The organism is Blastomonas sp. UPD001, from assembly GCF_003426715.1.
Classification (GTDB): domain Bacteria; phylum Pseudomonadota; class Alphaproteobacteria; order Sphingomonadales; family Sphingomonadaceae; genus Blastomonas.
Genome location: NZ_QKVT01000001.1, coordinates 1,412,375 through 1,428,069, shown reverse-complemented (window position 1 = coordinate 1,428,069; position 15,695 = coordinate 1,412,375). Strand labels below are relative to the sequence as shown.

General features: G+C 62.4%; 17 protein-coding genes. 7 read left to right on the top strand and 10 right to left on the bottom strand.

The window, feature by feature from the left end; translation table 11 throughout:
- Positions 1-40 precede the first annotated feature (40 nt).
- Positions 41-661: a TetR/AcrR family transcriptional regulator gene (locus DM995_RS07235; RefSeq protein ID WP_116968981.1), complete on the bottom strand. Its 621-nt coding sequence runs from the start codon at positions 659-661 to the stop codon at positions 41-43.
- 47 nt (positions 662-708) lie between these two features.
- On the opposite strand from DM995_RS07235, the gene DM995_RS07230 reads away from it, so the two are divergent.
- Entirely contained in the window at positions 709-2,121 is a 1,413-nt protein-coding gene (locus tag DM995_RS07230; protein ID WP_116968980.1) for an efflux transporter outer membrane subunit, read from the top strand.
- A 69-nt stretch (positions 2,122-2,190) separates the two neighbouring features.
- On the opposite strand, the gene DM995_RS21195 is transcribed toward DM995_RS07230, so the two are convergent.
- The 3 genes from DM995_RS21195 to DM995_RS07220 are packed head-to-tail and all read right to left on the bottom strand — an operon-like array spanning position 2,191 to position 4,322.
- Positions 2,191-2,634 (bottom strand): PaaI family thioesterase, encoded by a 444-nt coding sequence (locus DM995_RS21195; RefSeq protein WP_157973118.1) that lies wholly within the window; start codon positions 2,632-2,634, stop codon positions 2,191-2,193.
- Positions 2,635-2,636: 2 nt separating this feature from the next.
- Positions 2,637-2,861, bottom strand: a complete 225-nt coding sequence (locus DM995_RS21190; RefSeq protein WP_157973117.1) for a hypothetical protein — start codon at positions 2,859-2,861, stop codon at positions 2,637-2,639.
- Between the two features lie 27 nt (positions 2,862-2,888).
- The gene (locus tag DM995_RS07220) at positions 2,889-4,322 is read right to left on the bottom strand and encodes a carotenoid oxygenase family protein (RefSeq protein ID WP_157973116.1); all 1,434 of its coding nucleotides are present in this window, start codon (positions 4,320-4,322) and stop codon (positions 2,889-2,891) included.
- Between the two features lie 74 nt (positions 4,323-4,396).
- On the opposite strand from DM995_RS07220, the gene DM995_RS07215 reads away from it, so the two are divergent.
- Entirely contained in the window at positions 4,397-4,963 is a 567-nt protein-coding gene (locus DM995_RS07215; protein ID WP_116968977.1) for a TetR/AcrR family transcriptional regulator, read from the top strand.
- 28 nt (positions 4,964-4,991) lie between these two features.
- Here DM995_RS07215 and DM995_RS07210 read toward each other — a convergent pair whose 3' ends face one another.
- Positions 4,992-5,288, bottom strand: a complete 297-nt coding sequence (locus tag DM995_RS07210; protein ID WP_116968976.1) for an ArsR/SmtB family transcription factor — start codon at positions 5,286-5,288, stop codon at positions 4,992-4,994.
- Between the two features lie 60 nt (positions 5,289-5,348).
- Here DM995_RS07210 and DM995_RS07205 point away from each other — a divergent pair, with 60 nt between their 5' ends.
- Positions 5,349-5,720, top strand: a complete 372-nt coding sequence (locus DM995_RS07205) for a cupin domain-containing protein (RefSeq protein WP_116970359.1) — start codon at positions 5,349-5,351, stop codon at positions 5,718-5,720.
- Between the two features lie 74 nt (positions 5,721-5,794).
- On the opposite strand, the gene DM995_RS07200 is transcribed toward DM995_RS07205, so the two are convergent.
- The 5 genes from DM995_RS07200 to DM995_RS07180 form a co-directional block, all read right to left on the bottom strand.
- The gene (locus DM995_RS07200) at positions 5,795-6,091 is read right to left on the bottom strand and encodes a hypothetical protein (protein ID WP_116968975.1); all 297 of its coding nucleotides are present in this window, start codon (positions 6,089-6,091) and stop codon (positions 5,795-5,797) included.
- 88 nt (positions 6,092-6,179) lie between these two features.
- Positions 6,180-6,392, bottom strand: a complete 213-nt coding sequence (locus DM995_RS07195) for a CsbD family protein (RefSeq protein WP_116968974.1) — start codon at positions 6,390-6,392, stop codon at positions 6,180-6,182.
- 22 nt (positions 6,393-6,414) lie between these two features.
- Entirely contained in the window at positions 6,415-7,041 is a 627-nt protein-coding gene (locus DM995_RS07190; protein ID WP_157973115.1) for a DUF3313 domain-containing protein, read from the bottom strand.
- Positions 7,042-7,355: 314 nt separating this feature from the next.
- Positions 7,356-8,501 carry a HAMP domain-containing sensor histidine kinase gene (locus DM995_RS07185; protein ID WP_116968972.1) on the bottom strand — a complete coding sequence of 382 codons (1,146 nt, stop codon included), beginning with the start codon at positions 8,499-8,501 and terminating at the stop codon, positions 7,356-7,358.
- The gene (locus DM995_RS07180) at positions 8,486-9,181 is read right to left on the bottom strand and encodes a response regulator (protein WP_116968971.1); all 696 of its coding nucleotides are present in this window, start codon (positions 9,179-9,181) and stop codon (positions 8,486-8,488) included. Before DM995_RS07180 ends, DM995_RS07185 begins: the two co-directional genes overlap by 16 nt.
- A 116-nt stretch (positions 9,182-9,297) precedes the next feature.
- Here DM995_RS07180 and DM995_RS07175 point away from each other — a divergent pair, with 116 nt between their 5' ends.
- From DM995_RS07175 to DM995_RS07160, 4 genes are read left to right on the top strand one after another with little or no spacing between them, the layout of a single operon-like run.
- Entirely contained in the window at positions 9,298-10,011 is a 714-nt protein-coding gene (locus DM995_RS07175) for an outer membrane protein (protein ID WP_157973114.1), read from the top strand.
- Positions 10,011-11,513, top strand: coding sequence for a TolC family protein (locus DM995_RS07170; RefSeq protein ID WP_116968969.1), 1,503 nt, complete (start codon positions 10,011-10,013; stop codon positions 11,511-11,513). Before DM995_RS07175 ends, DM995_RS07170 begins: the two co-directional genes overlap by 1 nt.
- On the top strand, positions 11,510-12,541 hold the full coding sequence (locus DM995_RS07165) for an efflux RND transporter periplasmic adaptor subunit (protein WP_116968968.1): 1,032 nt from the start codon (positions 11,510-11,512) through the stop codon (positions 12,539-12,541). Before DM995_RS07170 ends, DM995_RS07165 begins: the two co-directional genes overlap by 4 nt.
- Entirely contained in the window at positions 12,538-15,627 is a 3,090-nt protein-coding gene (locus DM995_RS07160; protein ID WP_116968967.1) for an efflux RND transporter permease subunit, read from the top strand. The genes DM995_RS07165 and DM995_RS07160 overlap by 4 nt, the downstream gene beginning before the upstream one ends.
- Positions 15,628-15,695: the final 68 nt, after the last annotated feature.

Genomic DNA, 15,695 nt, shown 5'->3' with positions numbered 1-15,695 from the left:
ATGGGTGTATTTCAACAAAGATGAAAAATAAAGCGTATTTTCACTTTTCAAGACCAGCAAGGATCAGGTCGCAGATCGAATGCGCCAGCGCCTCCAGATGCTCGTCGCGGTAGAGCGCGAGCATCTGGGGATGCCAGACTCGCAGCAATGACCAGAACACCGCTCCAGCGCTGACGTCGGGATCGGCAATGTGAAACACACCGGCATTGCGCCCTTCGATGATGACGTGCCGGACGGCACCCTGGAGATTCTGCACGAGCTGGTCGACGACGGGCCATTTGTTTTCGATTGCGACGACGCAAAGCTGGTGAAGCTTCTGCTCGCTGAACTGAAGCTCGAGCGTCGTATTCATCACATCCAACACCATGGCGCGAAACGCTGCGGGGGCATCCTGCGACGCGCCCCGCGCCGCCTTCCAGGCCGCGTCTTCGATGACGGTTAGCTTGCGCAGCGCGATATGGTCGTCGATCGATTGGCGGTTGGGGAAATGGCGATAGAGGTTGGCAGGCGACATCCCGAGATGCCGCGCAAGGTCGGTCACTGTCGTCTTCTCGAACCCGATATCGGCATAAAGATGCTCGGCGGCGTCTAGGATTTCCGTTCGCCGATCGACAGGCGTGCGGCCGCTTCTGGCCCGGCTCGGTTCAGGCTTGCCATTCATGAAAAATACCGTATCCTTTCACTCATCATTTTGCAAGGACACGGTCGATGCGGTTCAGCCCGGTCATTTTAGCGCTGGGCGCGAGTGCCTGCACGGCGACGCCCGGTGTTGTTGCACCGACCGTGGCGCTTCCCGCTGCATATCGCAACCTTCCTTCCTCCGGCGAAGCACCGGGGGTCGCAGTCGACGCGATGTGGTGGAAACAGTTGCGCGATCCGGTGCTCGACGCGCTGGTCGAAGATGCGCTGCGCGACAGTCTGTCGATCGAGATCGCGGCGGCCAGGCTCGAACAGGCCGCCGCCGGGCTTGCGGCAAGTGATGCCGCACGCGCGCCCTTGCTGGCGGCTTCCGCCAACGTCGATCGCCAGTCGGCGACGCTGGAAGATCCGATCGGCCGCTTCGCTTCGCAGGTGCCGGGCTTCAAGAGAAGCAACACGCTGTTCGGGCTGGGTCTGGCCGCAAGCTGGGAGCTCGATCTGTTTGGACGGTTGGCGGCCGGCAGCCGGGCAGCGCGCGCGGATGCAGAGGCTGCGGCCTCGGACCTCGCCGGTGCGCGGCTAACTGTGGCGGCGGAAGTCGCAGAAGCCTATGTAACGGCCCGCGAGTTGCAGACGAGGCTTAAGATTGCCGAAGAGCGAACCGAGACGCTCGCGCAGCTGGAAGCCATCGTTGCACGCCGGTTTGCCGCCGGTTCCGCAGCGCGACTGGAGTTCGATCAGGTTCAGACCGATCGCAAGGCCGCAGAAGCGGCGACACCTGCGATTGCGCTCGCGCTCGAGGGCGTCCTTAACCGGATCGACGTGCTCAGCGGCCGTGCACCCGGCCCGGCGCGGCAGCGGCTCGGTGATGAGCCCATTCCCTTCGCGCCCCAGATTACAGTTTCTGATGCGCCAGCGGCGTTGCTCCTGATGCGTCCCGACCTTGTGGCCGCATCCCGCCGTGTGGCAGCGGCAGACGCCCGCACCGCGCAGGCACTGGCAGACCGCCTGCCGCGCGTCTCGCTCTCCGCGCTTGTCGGTCTGCTCTCAGCAGGGCTTTCCAACCTCATTACCGATGACGCGGTGCAGAGTTCGGTGGGTGTGGCAGCATCAGCTCCCGTTCTCGATTTCGGGCGATCAAAGGCCGGTGTCGATGCGGCGCGTGCGCGGACGAGGGAGACGGTCGGCGACTACCGGCTCGTGGTCCTCGGCGCGGTCGCCGAGGTCGAAAATGCGGGCGCGGCGCTCAGTCGGCGGCGAGAACAGTCGGTTCTACTGGATAGCGGAGTGGTGTCCGCAGGCCGTGCACGAGACGCTTCAAGACTCGCCTATGTCGCTGGCTCGGTTAGCCTTATCGACGCGTTGGACGCGGAGAGGAGACTGTTGGCCGCCGAAGACGCCGCGGCTCTTGCACGCGCGGATGCGGCACGGGCTGCAATAGCGACATTCCGTGCCCTTGGCGGCGGGCATGGATCGCAATAGCTCACCGCACGAGCGCGCGGCGTCTGCATCGATTATCAATTGAACGGTCTCGTGACCGCGTTGGGATGGCTATCCGCTTACGATCATACAAGTTCCCAAAGCGACAGCGCATTCGCGGCCTTCAGCATCATAGGCGCTGGCCTTGACAACGGCCGTACGGCGTCCGCGCCGAAGAACAGTGCCGGTCGCCGACAAGGTTCGATCGTCAAGCGGGATCGCGGCGAAGAAGTTTATCTTGAACTCGATCGTCGTGAAATCTTCGCCCTCCTGGAGAGTCGTCTCGGTAGCATAGCCCATCGCCGTATCGAGCAGCGTCGCGGTGACGCCCGCGTGCATGGTGCCGTGGGGATTACCGTGCTCGCTGCCGGCGCGCATGGCGAGAATTATGCTGCCATGTTCGGCAGCACTGATGCTTATACCGGCGCGCGCTATGGCCGCTGGCAGGGCGGTCGATCCGCCTGCCATCAGCTTCGTCACACGGGCGAGCCCGTTCGGGGAAAGGTCGCGGGTCACAATCAACGGCTCACTTGAGGCCTGGATTGGCTGGCCAGCGCTTTGCGAAGCCAAGCCTGTTTCCACATCATCAGACCCGTGGCTCCCAGAAGCGGTATGAGAGCGACTTTGACCGCCAGCGCGAAGGCCGGCTCTGCTCCCCATGGCGAATAGATGTATGTGCCGACGACCCCGCCGATGACGAGATGGAGGATGCGGAGCAGGCTCCGCTGTTTCGCTGCGTTCATGATCGTACTCCTTGTGAAAAAGATCGGTCAGGCGGCCACCCATTGGCCGTGGAAGCTCATCGACATCCGGCTCGGCAAGGCGATGCTTGCGATCGGACCGTGCGAGACATGGTCGGCCTCGAACATCGCGAAACCGGACTCATCGGTTCGTGCGTCATAGGTCTGCGTGATCAGCCAGCCCCCTGCATCGAATTTGTTGGGGTCGGCGATGAAGACCGGCTCCCCGGCGTTGACCGATGGACCGAAATCGAAAGCGTCGCACTGGCCACTGACCGTGTCGATCGCAGCGATTCCGCTATGGAGGATTCCAAGAGCGGCATGATGGGTGGCGAAGATGCGTCGATGCGCCAGGCCCGACGCGCGCGGATCGACCGAGCAGAAGTCGAAATTGCTTTGATCAAGGATTTCTTCGGTCAGCTTCCAGCTTGTCAGGTCGATCGCATAGCGGCGCATCGTGCCCGCAGACCCCGTGTCCCCGGCGCGCCCGAGCATAATGGCCGCCAATTGTGCGTGCTCACCCAGAAAATGCCCTGGATTGTCGTAGCCGACGAAATCGGCGATGAACCTGCCATCGGCCTCGTATCCGTTGGCGAGATGCCAAACCCACGCGGCGGGTGCCTCGAGAACGCGGGATTGACCCGTCGCAAGTTCGACGAGCATGATCAGATTGCCTTGAGAAGGCCGCCATTCGAGGCATTCGGTAAAGGCGCTGAGGCCCATCATGTAGCGCAGGCCATGGAGGTGAGCTGCGTGCAGAACGAAGAGCGCGTATTTCTCGGTTGCCACGAAGTCGTGCACGTAGGTCATGCGCGGAGCGCGAACTGTCGGAGTGGCGGCTGTCGAGCCGTCTTGACGGCGGCGCACGATGTCGATCAGCATGCCATCGCGTCCCATGCGGGTCGATGCGAACAGCCAGTCGCCGCTCGTGGCGAGGCGGCGGGCGTGTGCCTTCGGCCCGGCATCGTCGTCTGGAAGCTCGAGTGAGACGGGACCCAGTGTTTCAAGCGTTTGGGGATCGAGTTCATAGCCCGGTGCGACTTCGTCGAGCGCATAGATTTTGCCGCCGACGTCATAGACCGTCACACCCGCCTGGCTCTTGAGATGCTGGCCGATATTGGTGAGCAGGCCCGGTGCCTTCGACGTCCAGGTCGGCGACAGAAACCGGTCGGCTGCGCGCTCTTTGGCCAATTTGGGCGTTGCCACGAACTTGCGTGTATAGCGCGCCTGTCCGTCTGCGATGGCAAGGCGCTGCACCACGCCGTCGCCGTCGAGCAATGTGCGCTTGGTCCGACCGCCGCGCTTGAACAGACCGGGGCCATTGCGAAACAAGGTTCCCCGGATTGCAGCCGGGAGCGTGCCCGAAACCGACACCTGCTGCTCGGCGACCTCGACGACGTCGTGGCCTAGGCTGGAGAAATCCGGACCGGTTGTATCCGGCGCGACATTAGCGGGAATGCTCATCTTCACCTCCATATTGACGTCGTCAACATACGCCCAATGTTGACGACGTCAATATAAAAGTTTAGGCCGATGGAATGAGGACCAGCTATCATCATGGAGATGCCCGCGCCGCGCTGATCGAGGCAGGGCTGAAACTGCTTGCGACGACGCCGGCGACCGAATTGTCGCTCAGGCAGGTTGCCGAGGCGGCAGGCCTGTCGCGCCAGGCGCCCTACAACCACTTCGGCAGTAAAGAGGGTTTGCTCGCCGCGCTCGCTCAGACTGGATTTGAGGCGCTGAGCTCTGCAATGGATCGAGCACTGGATCTGGCGGACGCGGAGGAACCCAAACTCGCGGCCCTGGCGAAGGCATATATCGAGTTCGCGCTCGCGTCACCGCAGCGGTTCCGACTGATGTTTCAGCGCGAACTCGTCGATTTGTCTGCCTATCCTGCTGCCGCTGCGGCGAGCGCGGCGGCTTTCGGTCGCTTAGCCGCGTTGGTATCTTCGATTGTGGGGGAAGCAGCGGCCGCGGATCAGGCAATTGCCGCCTGGTCGCTCGTGCATGGATACGCCACGCTCTCGAACGAGCTCGAGTTCGAAGCAGCAGAAGCCATCGACCAGCGTTCGCGTCAGTTTGCGGCACTCATCTGCAAGGACTAACTGTTCGAAGGAACGTCGACGCGGCGCTTCACAAGTCACGAGCAAGCGCGGCCGTGGCGCGTTTGATCGCAGCTTCATCGCGGCGATAGAAGGTCCATTGCTTGATGCGCTTCGGCGTTAGCAGCCCCGCGCTGACCAGAACTGCGAGATGCTGACTGGCAGTTGGCTGGCTCACGCCCAGTTTCTCTGTGATGAATAGCCCGCAAACGCCGTCGTCAACCAGATCGCCCCATTGCTGCTCGCGGAAATGCGCTCGGGGATCCTTAAGCCACTCCAGAATCTCAAGCCGACGGTCGTTGGCCAGTGCCTTCAGAATCTCGATCATATATTGACGTATAGCTAAATACCTATATCATGCAAGGCTTGCCGAATGGAGACGATAATCATGGCCGGTAGACAAGCTTATGACATCGAGACGGATGTGATCGAACACGCCGCAGGCGAGAAGATCGACGTATCGGCAATCGGCGCGGCGCATGCGCCCTGGTGGAATCGTACACTGTGCGAGGTGAACGACAGCTGGGTGCGACTTGGCGTCATGGAAGGCGACTTCCACTGGCACAAGCATGACGATACCGACGAATTCTTCATGGTCCTCGAGGGACATCTGGACATCGAACTGGAAGACCAGATGGTTTCTCTCGAACCCGGGCAGGCTTTCACCGTGCCAAAAGGCGTCATGCATTTTCCGCATTCGCGGGGACGTTCAGTGGTATTGATGATCGAGCGCGCGGGCGTTGTTCCAACCGGCGACTGACGCGATAAAAGCGGGTTGAGTGGTTTTTAAGCTAGCCGTCGGATACGGGAGCATCCGGCGGCTGCTTCATCAATTCACCGGATAGCCGCTAGATCGCGTTCGATCGCCGGTAGAGCCGCTTTGATGCGCTTGTCGAAGCCCGAGATGAAACGAAGCGAGTATTTCCGGCCCTTCGTGATTTCCGGATCGGCCATCACGTCGGGAATGTGCTTTTGCAATACTGCCATGGCTCGCGGGTCGTCCATCAACTCACCCAATTTTGATTTGGCGGAAAAGGTTGGGGCAGCGGCGGTTTGCGCTGTTGCCGGCGCCATGACAGCGTAATTGGCGGTAGCGAGCAGGATGCTGATCGAAAGAACATGTCGCAACATTTTGGCCTCGTGATGCAAAGTTTGATAAAAAATGCGCGGGCTGCGGCGTCATGGATGGGGGGCGTCTCGACCGCAGCCCACGCCCAGGCTATCGGAACGACCCGAAGCGCGCCTGGAACCATTCGCGAACGTCGTGCTCCGCTTTGCTGCGTTCGACGCCGTATCGCTCCTGAATGCGGCCGATAAGTTGTTCGGTCTGACCTTCGATGATGGCGAGGTCGTCGTCGGTCAGGAGGCCCCACTGCTCCTTGATCCAGCCTTCGGCTTGGCGCCAGGCTCCTTTCAACTGATCGTCGTTCATAGCTCTTCTCCTTTGAATATGCTTACCGACGACGGTCAGTCTGCTCCGTGGGCGCTGCGGGAGGGCTGAAGAGGTCGGCAAGGCGCTTGGCGAATGAGCGAAGGCCTGATCGGGCCTGGCCGAGTTGCGTGTAGGACAGGCCCACCTCGGTGATCTTGCCGCCTCGCCGCGACCAGGACAGCGCGGCGATGCGTGCGCCGGTGCCGCCATCAAGGACTTCCGCTTCCGCAGCCACACCGCCATTGCTGACAGGTCCAACGAGAAGCGACGTCACGGCATTGATCGCGACATTGGCCTTGCGCGCATCAACGATGGCTGTGCGCACCCTAAACACCCCGGGACCACTTTGCTCCACGATCGGCAGCGCTCCGCCAAGCCGCTCGATCAGAGCTTCGCGGAAAACGTCTGACAGCTTCGTCTTGTCTTCTTCGCTCAAGTCCTCGACCCGAACTTCGGTCGGTTCGATCATGACGGCGTTAAAACGGCGCGGATCGAAATCCGCAGGAGGACGCTGCTCAAGTAACGAGTCGGAGGAGCCGACAGGCTCGAGACCGCTATAGTCACTCAAAAAACCGGTTCGCGGCGCGGGACCCGCTGCGCAAGCTGTGACGACGAGCGATAAGGCGCAAATGGCAATCTTTGGTGACATGGATGACCTCCGCAGATCATTATGCCTAGTTCGATGGAGGGATCGTGGAGCCTCCATGGTCAAATCATGCGGTTGCGACGATGGCATAAAGAATTGCTGCGAGTACAAAGTTTACGCAGACCAGCGGGACAAAGGCGGACTTGGACTGGCGCATGGCTAGCTCCTTGTTGTGCCGCCAGGCTCGAAGGCATCGGTGGAGGTTGGATGGAGTTGCCGTGGATGTTCAGGGTCCGCGATGCCCTCACCACGCGAACGCCCGCTTCTTTCCAGATGTTTGGTTCGATGCCCGTGCTAAGGTCGGGTGTTGGAGGCTCTTACGCCAAAGGCAGCAAGAGCGAGAAGCGTGCGCCTGAGCGATCGGTGCGATTTTCAGCCGATATGCGCCCGCCCTGGGCTTCCGCCAGTTTGGAGGCGAGCGCCAGGCCCATGCCGCTTCCGGGCCGGCCAGCGGCCTTGTCCGCTCCGGCTCGCCAGAAGGGTACGAACATCCGGAGCCGATCGGCTTCGACAAAGCCCGTCCCCTCGTCGGATACGCTGACGATCGCTTTACGCTCGCCGGATTTTACCTCGATGTGAACTTTGCTGGCTTCGGGTGCGTGCTTGATTGCGTTGGTGACGAGATTCGTGACGATCTGGGCAACGCGCAACGGGTCGGCGCGGACCGTCAGCGGCTCAACTTCGCAAATCAGTTCGACCTTTGCGCTTGCAGCCTGGGGCCGCAAGTCGGCAGCGACGGTCTGGCAAACGGCTCCCAGGTCGAAGCGCCGCAGATCGAGTTGCAGTTCGCCGGCATCGGCGTGCGCAAGCGTTCGCAAGTCCTCGACAAGGCGAAGCAATTGGTCGACCTGACGCAGCAGCCGGTCGGCCTCGCCGGCTTCGGGATCGATCACGCCGTCGGAAAGGCCGTGCAGCCGACCCTTGAGGATGGTGAGGGGCGTGCGCAGTTCATGCGCAATACCGGCGGTGAGGACCGTGCGTTCCCGTTCGTAGGATTCGATTTCCGAGGCCATCTTGTTGAAGCTGCTGACCAGATCGCCGATCTCGCCTGCGCCTGCATGTTCAATCCGCACGGCCCGTTCGCCGCGCGACACCCGGGTCGCTGCGCGTGCGACTTCCGTGATCGGCCCGCTGATCCGGCGTGAGATGAAAAACGACAGGCCGCTGCCGACGACTGTCGAGACCACTGCGATCATGAAGATGAAGCCGAGATCCTGTGTCTGGATCTCGTCGCCGGTGTAGCGATCGTAGATCTCATAATAGCGATCGCTGCCCTTTTCGCCGCGCGCGACGATCTCCTCCAGCTCGGCACGAATACCTGGCGGCATCCGCTCCTTCATGCCGAGCATCTCGAAATAGGTCGCGAAGTAGAACGAGCTCACACCCACGACTAGGGTGACGACAGACATAAACGCAGTCAGCGCCCAAAGGCGCGTCGAGATGCGATTCAGTCCCCAGGCCATAGCCGATATCCCACCCCGCGCACCGGTTCGATAATGTTGTCGCACCCGACCGCCAGCAGTTTGTTCCTGAGCTTGGAGAGATGCGAATCGATGACACGGTCATAGGCCTCGCTGTCGGGCGCGACCGCTTCGAGCAGTTCGGATCGGCTGAAGGCACGCCGGGGCTGACGCGCCATGTGCGCCAGGATTTCAAATTCCGTCGGTGTCAGCGGAACCCGCGCGCCCTCGGATCCGTCCTCACTGCGGCAAGTTACGACGCGCGCATCGGTATCGACGATGAGCGGTCCGGTATGAATGACGCGGCGACCTGCTGCGCCTTGGGTCCGGCGCAATACAGCACGAACGCGTTCCACGACCTCTGACGGATTGAACGGCTTCTGCACGTAATCGTCGGCGCCAATTCTGAGTGACGACAATTTGGTCACGTCGTCATCGAGCGCGGTCACCATGATAACGGGGGTCTCGTAACGACGCCGAACGGTCGTCAGGACATCGAGCCCGTCACCGCCCGGTAAGCCAATGTCGAGGAGCATCAGGTCCGGTCTGAGCTGGGCATGCGTGCGAATAGCGTCAGCTACGCTCGTCGCGCGCGCAACCTCGAAGCCCGCCTTCTCAAGATAGGCGACCAGCAAGTCTGCAATTTCGCGTTCGTCTTCGATGACGAGAATGCGCGTGTTCATGAGACCGTCTCCGCGCCGATCTTCGGACGGCGATGTGGAGATTTGGTGGAGAGCTGCCGGGTCCATCGTTCCTCCATCGAACTGCGCTTAGGCCTTCATCGAACTCTACCAGATGCGTGCCATCGCCAATCTCCCGGCGAGGTCACGAGAAGGATAAAGTCATGTTCAAGTCCAAAACCATCGTAGCAGCGGTGGCCTTTTGCGTCGCGCCTTTTGCTGCGACCAGTGCGGCGCAGGCGCAAGATCAGGGACCCTATGGCGTCGTGCGCGCGGGGGTCGCAATCGACGGCGATCTCAAATCCCGCGATCAGGCCCCGGTCATTCTCAACGACGATATCGATTTCAAGCCGGGATTCACCGGCGAAGTCGGGGTGGGATACAAAATCAGCAATTTCCGACTCGAGGGCACCGTCGGATACACGACGGCCAAGATCGATAACGAGCGGTCGGGCGGCGGTTTCAATCCCGACGACCGCGTCCGCAATCTGAACCTCGGCCTGAGCGCCTATGCGGACATTCCCGTGAGCGATACGGTCGTCCCCTACATCGGCGGCGGCATCGGTGCTTCGCGTGTCGACGCAAGGTTGATCCGGTCGTTCGGCACGCCTGCAGCGGTCGCCCGCTTCGACGACAAGGACTGGGGCTTCCAATGGCACCTTGACGCCGGTGTCGGCATCAAGGCTGCGGAGCGCACGACCATTGAGCTGGGTGCGCGCTACACCCGGACGAGCAGTCTGCGTGTCGACGGTCTGGCCGGCGCACTGCCGGGCGAATATGAGCCGCGCCTCTCGAGCGTCTCGGCCATGATCGGTATCCGGCAGGGCTTTTGATGGCCCGACTGCCAGCCTCGATTTGTATTGCTGTCGCCGCTTCGGCGGCGACAGCGTGTGCACCGACTGTTGTTGTTCGTAATCCGCAGATTGCGACCCCTGCTTCGTTCGAAGCAACGGCGGAAACGGCGGTTTCGCCAGCCGAGCTTGACCGCTGGTGGCTGCTGTTCGGCGATAACCAACTTGATGGGCTGATCGAGCAGGCGTTGAGCCGCGGGGCTGACGCCCGGTTGGCGCTCGCCCGGCTCGAAGAGGCGCGAGCAATCCGCGCCGGTGCCTTGTCACGGTTCGGCGTCCAAGGCGATCTCCAGGGCAATCTCTCGACCCAGCGCCAGACTGTGCTTTCCGGCGATGGCGGGATCATTCCCGGCGGTGGCGGCACGCCAACGCAGCCGGGCGATGGCAACCAGCAACCCGGTTTTCCGGGCGGTGCGGCAGCGTTCACGGGCGGGAACACCACCAACGCCAATCTTAACCTCAACCTCAGTTGGGAACTCGATCTGTTTGGGCGCCGCGCGGCGACACGAACGGGTGCCGATGCCGACCTGTTCGCCGCGCGTTTTGCCTATGAAGGAACGCGGGCGGCACTGGCTGCCGATGTCGCCGACGCGCTGTTCGCCGCCCGCGGCCTGACGCGGCAGCTGGCCGACGCGCGTGAAGCGGCGCGAATCCAGTCAGACCTTCGCCGCGTCATCGGTATTCGAGCGGAGCGCGGACTCGCCGCAGACGCCGACGTAGCGCGTGTTGATGCCGATCGCGGACAATCGGAGGCGCAGGTTGCGGCGCTGGAGGCCGAACTCACCGCGGCCAAGCGGGCGCTTCTCGTGCTCACCGGCGAGGATCGGGCGCAGACAGACGAATTGCAGATCGGCGATCTGCTGGTCGACGCGCCGCTTGTCCCAACGACGCTACCAGGGGAGCTGTTGACACGCCGACCCGATGTGCGTGAGGCAGAAGCGCGCTTCAGGTCAAGCGTCGCCAATGCGGAGATCAGGCGTCTCGACCTCTTTCCCCGCTTGACCCTTAATCCCGGTGCCGGGTTGAGCGCGGCCACTGGTGACTTCGAATATAGTATCATCACATGGACGCTCGGCGGCGGGCTGACGCTACCTCTGTTGGACCGTCCGCGGTTGCTGTCGGAACTTGGTGCCCAGACCGCACGCGCAAACCAGGCGGCAGCGAACTACGAAAAGATTGTTCAGACAGCGTTCTCGGAGGCCGATCAGGCGCTCGTGCGATTAGCGGCCGATCGCAAACGTGTCGCACTGCTTACGGCCGGGGAAGCGCGCGCTCGGCAGGCATTCGACGCACAGCGGACCCTTTTTGACCGCGGTCTCAACGATCTACAGCAGTTGCTCGATGCCGAGCGAAGCTGGCGCTCTTCCCGCGAGGCGTTGGCCGCCGCCCGGATCGAGGCACTCCGCCGCGCAGTAATCAGTTTCAAGGCGCTTGGCGGCGGTTGGCCGTCAGGCTCGGAATCTCTCGAAAGCCCGAAGCGATGAACAAGATTGTCCTTACCGCAGTTCTCCTTCTGGCCGCTTGCTCCAATGAGGAGGAGCCGCGCAAACCCGCTCCATCGGAGCCGTTTCTTGCCGTCAATACAGTCCCGGTCGAGATGCGACCGATCGCCAGCGGAATCACCGTATCGGGTATCATCGAGCCGCGTGAGGAAGCGTCGGTCGGAGCCGAGCTCTCGGGTTACAAGGTTCTGCGCGTGCTTGCCGACCAAGGCGACTACGTCCGATCGGGACAGCCTCTTGCCGTGCTTGACGGTGCCCTGATCGAAGGCGAAATCACCCGTGCCGAAGTTGCGGCCGAACGGGCGCGAAGCGAATATGCAAGAGTTGGCGACCTCACCGGAAAGGGGGTCATCGCCGAAGAAACGATTGCGCAGCGGCAATTCGAAGCGCGCGCCGCAGAGGCACAACTTCGGGATCTTCGAACAAGGCGCAACCGTCTCACTTTACGCGCCCCTGTATCAGGACTCGTCCTCGCGCGTGCCTTGCGTCCCGGCGACATCTCCGGCGTGGGAACGAGTGAACCATACTTCCGCATCGCGCGTGATGCCCGGTTCGAGCTTGTTGCCGAAGTACCAGAGGCCGAGCTTGCCAAAGTGCAGATCGGCCAAGAGGTAGCCGTCGATCTCCCGGAAGGCACGTCTCTGACGGGAACCGTGCGCCTCATCGCGCCTCGTATCGATCCGCAGACCAAGCTGGGCCAGATGCGCATCCTCCTGCCCACCGACCGTCGGATCAAGTCAGGCGGTTTCGCCACGGCTCGCTTGACCCAGGATGGCTCTGCGGCACCCGCAATTCCGGAGCGCGCAGTCCTCTATCAGGCCGGCGGCGCTGTCGTTTCAACCGTTGCTGCTGATAACCGCGTGCGCCGCGTACCCGTTCGCACCGGAGCACGCGCCAAAGGCTGGGTCGAACTGCGTGAAGGCCCGCCGGTCGGTACGCGAATCATTCTCGACGGTGGGGCATTGGTGCTTCCCGGAGACAAGGTTCGGGCCGTGGGAGCTCCGCGATGAAAATGGCGATTTCCGCCTGGTCGATCCGCAATCCAATTCCGGTGGCCGTGCTCTTCATAGCGATCACCATCGCCGGGATCGCCGCCTATCTTGGCTTACCGATCAAGCAATTTCCGGACACGTCGTTCCCGACCGTCCAGATTACCGTTACCCAGAACGGTGCCGCGCCAGCCGAGCTCGAGACACAGGTTACGCGTGTCGCCGAGGACGCCGTTGCGAGCATACCGGGCGTCAAGCACGTCATCTCGTCCGTCACACTCGGTCAATCGCAGACCACCGTCGAGTTTGAAATCGGCGAGGACGAACAGAAAGCCACTGACGAGGTCCGCACCGCGATCGACCGGGTGCGCGCCGATTTTCCGCGCACGATCGACGAGCCGATTGTCGAGCGGATCGAGGCCGACAGCCTGCCGATCCTGACCTATGCCGTTGCCTCGCCAGGTATGTCAGCGACCGACCTGTCTTGGTTCGTCGACGATACGGTTGCGGGGCGGCTTCAATCGATCGAGGGTGTCGCCAATGTCCGACGCGTCGGCGGCGTGACGCGGGAAGTCAATATCGTACTCGATCCCGCGCGGCTCGCGGCCTATGGCCTGACCGCGCCTGCGGTCAACGAAGCGCTCAGGTCGTTTGTGGCCGACAATCCAGGTGGCCGCACCGAGATCGGCGGCTCCGAGCAGACGGTGCGTGTTCTTGGTCCGGGCCGCGACGTCGAGGCTTTGCGAGCGCTGACGTTGCCGATCGCGAATGGCCGCACCGTGCGACTGACCGACGTCGCCGACGTCGGGGATGGCGCTAGCGAGCAACGCAGCTTTGCACGGTTGAATGGTCGCCCGGTCGTCGCATTCGAGATCACGAAGACAAAGCCGTCGAGCGACATCCGTGTCGAGGACAAGGTGAAGGCGGAGATGGACAAGCTCCGTACGGAGCACCCCCGCGTCGCCTTCACCGAGATCGTCTCGACCGTCGGCGACACGCGAGCGAGCTTCACCTCGACCGTCCACGTCTTGATCGAGGGGATGGTGCTCGCTGCGGTGGTCGTGCTGCTGTTCCTGCGCGAGTGGCGATCGACCCTCATCGCTGCGCTGGCGATGCCGATCTCGCTTATCCCGACCTTTGCCGTGATGAGCGCGCTGGGCTTCTCGCTCAACCTCGTGACGCTGCTCGGTCTCACCCTTGTGATCGGCATCCTCGTCGACGACGCGATCGTCGAGATCGAAAACATCGAGAAGCGGATCGAGCGTGGAGAGAGCCCCTATGAGGCGTCTCTGCATGGCGCAGACCAGATCGGGCTGGCGGTGGTCGCAACGACAATGACGATCGTTGTCGTGTTCCTGCCGGTATCGCTGATGGGGGGGCTCGCAGGACAGTATTTTCGCGAGTTCGGTCTGACTGTCGCGGTCGCGGTCCTCTTCTCGCTGCTCGTGGCGCGGATGTTGACGCCGCTCCTGACCGCCTATTTCCTCGTCCCGGCAAAGCACGCCAAACCGCGCAAGCCGTTTACGGGTGTCTACCGTAAGGTGCTCGAATGGGCGATTGGCCACCCGAAGATGTCGCTGTTGTTTGGCGTGCTGTTTTTTATTGGCTCGCTCGGTCTCGCCTCGCTGATCCCAACGGGCTTCGTGCCAACCAGCAATCCGACCTCGCTGGTGCTTGACGTCCAGGCGAGCCCGGGCACGACGAGAAACGAAATGGACAACGCCGTTCGCGATCTCACCCGCGTTCTGCGCCGCGACTCGGACGTCGAGCTGGTGTTCGCCAATGTCGGCGGCCAGGATTTCACGACCGCGACAGCGACCGTCGTATTCCGCGAAGACCGGACAGGAACCACCAGCGAATTCCGCAATCGCATCCGCCCGGTGCTCCGCTCAATCCCAGGCGTGCGCGTCAACACCTTTGGCGAGAGTGGAACGCCGGCAGACGTCGAGATAACCCTCGTTGGGCGCGATGGTGTAACCCTGGCGCAGACCGCACAAGCCGTGCAGCGTGATCTCCGGACGCTGCCGATGCTTGCAAACGTTCGGCCAGTGACGCCTGAGAGCAGCCCTGAGCTCGTCATCCGGCCACGGATGGAAGAGGCCGCCCGGCTTGGTGTGACCGCCGAAGATCTCGCGACAATCGCGCGCGTGGCAACGATTGGCGATGTCGATGCCAATGTCGCCAAAGTATCGGCTGGCGAGCGACGAATTCCGGTGCGTGCGTCACTTCCAGACCGTGCCCGCGCGGACCTCGACGCGCTACGCAACCTGGAGATTCCGACGGCCAGCGGCAAGAATACGCGGCTGGAGGCGGTGGCCGACATTTCCTTCGAAGCCGGCCCCGGCCGGATTGAAAGATTCGATCGTGAGAGGCGCGAGACGATCCGCGCCGATCTGCGCGACGGCGCAACGCTCGGCCAAGCCCTAGAGGCAACCGCGAAGGTGCCGACCCTGCAGGCGCTGCCCGCCGGTGTTCGCCAGGCGGAATATGGCGATGCCGAGGCTTTCGCTGACCTTTTCGGCGGTTTTATCGCCGCGATGCTGGCGGGCGTCGGGCTGATGTTCGGCGTGCTCGTGCTGCTGTTCAAGAGCTTCTTCAAGCCGGTGACGATCCTGACCGCGCTTCCGCTCTCGCTCGGCGGGGCGTTCGCGGCGCTGCTGTTGACGAACCTCGCGCTCACCCTACCGGCAATGATCGGGCTGTTAATGCTGCTGGGCCTTGCCGCCAAGAATTCGATTCTGCTGGTCGAGTTTGCGATCGAGCGCGAGCGCGAAGGGATGAGCCAGCACGACGCGTTGATCGAGGCGTGCCGCGAGCGCGCCCGTCCGATCGTGATGACGACGATCGCGATGGCGGCGGGAATGCTGCCGACCGCGCTCGGCTATGGCGAGGGTGCGGAGTTCCGCCAGCCGATGGCGGTCGGCGTCATCGGCGGGCTGATTTCCTCGACGGTGCTGAGCCTCGTCCTGGTGCCCGTAGTCTACGAGTTCGTCGACAACTTCGAGATGTGGCTGGCACCGAGACTGGGCCGCCTGATCACCAAGCCGCCGCGCGACGCCCATATGATCGTTCCCGAGTCTGAACGCATGCAGCCTTCAAATGGTTGAGCTCGGCACGCTTTCGTCGCTGAGTGATCGTGTGAGGCGTCGCCCTTTGGCCATTGATGTCGATACTG

Bases quoted from the DNA above. Each gene is read 5' to 3' on its own strand.
- DM995_RS07235 (WP_116968981.1), bottom strand. From the start codon at position 661: ATGAATGGCAAGCCTGAACCGAGCCGGGCCAGAAGCGGCCGCACGCCT.
- DM995_RS07230 (WP_116968980.1), top strand. From the start codon at position 709: ATGCGGTTCAGCCCGGTCATTTTAGCGCTGGGCGCGAGTGCCTGCACG.
- DM995_RS21190 (WP_157973117.1), bottom strand. From the start codon at position 2,861: ATGAACGCAGCGAAACAGCGGAGCCTGCTCCGCATCCTCCATCTCGTC.
- DM995_RS07220 (WP_157973116.1), bottom strand. From the start codon at position 4,322: ATGAGCATTCCCGCTAATGTCGCGCCGGATACAACCGGTCCGGATTTC.
- DM995_RS07215 (WP_116968977.1), top strand. From the start codon at position 4,397: ATGAGGACCAGCTATCATCATGGAGATGCCCGCGCCGCGCTGATCGAG.
- DM995_RS07210 (WP_116968976.1), bottom strand. From the start codon at position 5,288: ATGATCGAGATTCTGAAGGCACTGGCCAACGACCGTCGGCTTGAGATT.
- DM995_RS07205 (WP_116970359.1), top strand. From the start codon at position 5,349: ATGGCCGGTAGACAAGCTTATGACATCGAGACGGATGTGATCGAACAC.
- DM995_RS07200 (WP_116968975.1), bottom strand. From the start codon at position 6,091: ATGTTGCGACATGTTCTTTCGATCAGCATCCTGCTCGCTACCGCCAAT.
- DM995_RS07195 (WP_116968974.1), bottom strand. From the start codon at position 6,392: ATGAACGACGATCAGTTGAAAGGAGCCTGGCGCCAAGCCGAAGGCTGG.
- DM995_RS07190 (WP_157973115.1), bottom strand. From the start codon at position 7,041: ATGTCACCAAAGATTGCCATTTGCGCCTTATCGCTCGTCGTCACAGCT.
- DM995_RS07185 (WP_116968972.1), bottom strand. From the start codon at position 8,501: ATGGCCTGGGGACTGAATCGCATCTCGACGCGCCTTTGGGCGCTGACT.
- DM995_RS07180 (WP_116968971.1), bottom strand. From the start codon at position 9,181: ATGAACACGCGCATTCTCGTCATCGAAGACGAACGCGAAATTGCAGAC.
- DM995_RS07170 (WP_116968969.1), top strand. From the start codon at position 10,011: ATGGCCCGACTGCCAGCCTCGATTTGTATTGCTGTCGCCGCTTCGGCG.
- DM995_RS07165 (WP_116968968.1), top strand. From the start codon at position 11,510: ATGAACAAGATTGTCCTTACCGCAGTTCTCCTTCTGGCCGCTTGCTCC.
- DM995_RS07160 (WP_116968967.1), top strand. From the start codon at position 12,538: ATGAAAATGGCGATTTCCGCCTGGTCGATCCGCAATCCAATTCCGGTG.